Here is a 765-nt window from a genome sequence, read left to right on the forward strand (position 1 = left end):
CTTCAACCCCTCGCACCTGGAAATCGTCAACCCGGTTGTCGAGGGCTCGGTCAAGGCCCGCATGGACCGCCGTGGCGACAAGGAAGGCGACCAGGTGCTGCCCGTGCTGGTGCACGGCGATGCGGCCTTCGCCGGCCAGGGCGTGGTGATGGAGACGCTGGCGCTGGCGCAGACCCGCGGCTACTACACCGGCGGCACGCTGCACATCGTCATCAACAACCAGATCGGCTTCACCACCAGCGACCCGCGCGACAGCCGCTCGACGCTGTACTGCTCCGACGTCGTCAAGATGATCGAGGCGCCGGTGCTGCACGTGAACGGCGACGACCCCGATGCGGTCGTCTGGTGCACGCAGCTCGCGCTCGACTACCGCCAAGAGTTCAACAAGGACGTGGTCGTCGACATCATCTGCTTCCGCAAGTTGGGCCATAACGAGCAGGACACCCCGGCGCTGACGCAGCCGCTGATGTACAAGAAGATCGGCCAGCATCCGGGCACCCGCAAGCTCTACGGCGACAAGCTGGTCGCCCAGGGCGTGCTGCCCGAAGGCGGTCCGGAAGAGATGGTCAAGACCTTCCGCGCCGCGATGGACGCAGGCAAGCACCACTATGACCCGGTGCTGACCAACTTCAAGAGCAAGTACGCGGTCGACTGGCAGCCCTTCCTCGGCAAGAAGTGGACGGACGCGGCCGACACCGCGCTGCCGTTGGCTGAAGTCAAGCGCCTGGCCGAACGCATCACGACGATCCCGTCCAACTTCAAGGT

At 65.2% G+C, this 765-nt stretch carries 1 protein-coding gene; it reads left to right on the plus strand.

What is annotated here, in order from left to right; genetic code table 11:
• Positions 1-765 (plus strand): thiamine pyrophosphate-dependent enzyme (locus AC1DYI_RS37405; protein ID WP_477209109.1); only part of this gene is annotated, 765 nt, incomplete at both ends.

The organism is Ideonella sp. P3_A4, assembly GCF_056403075.1.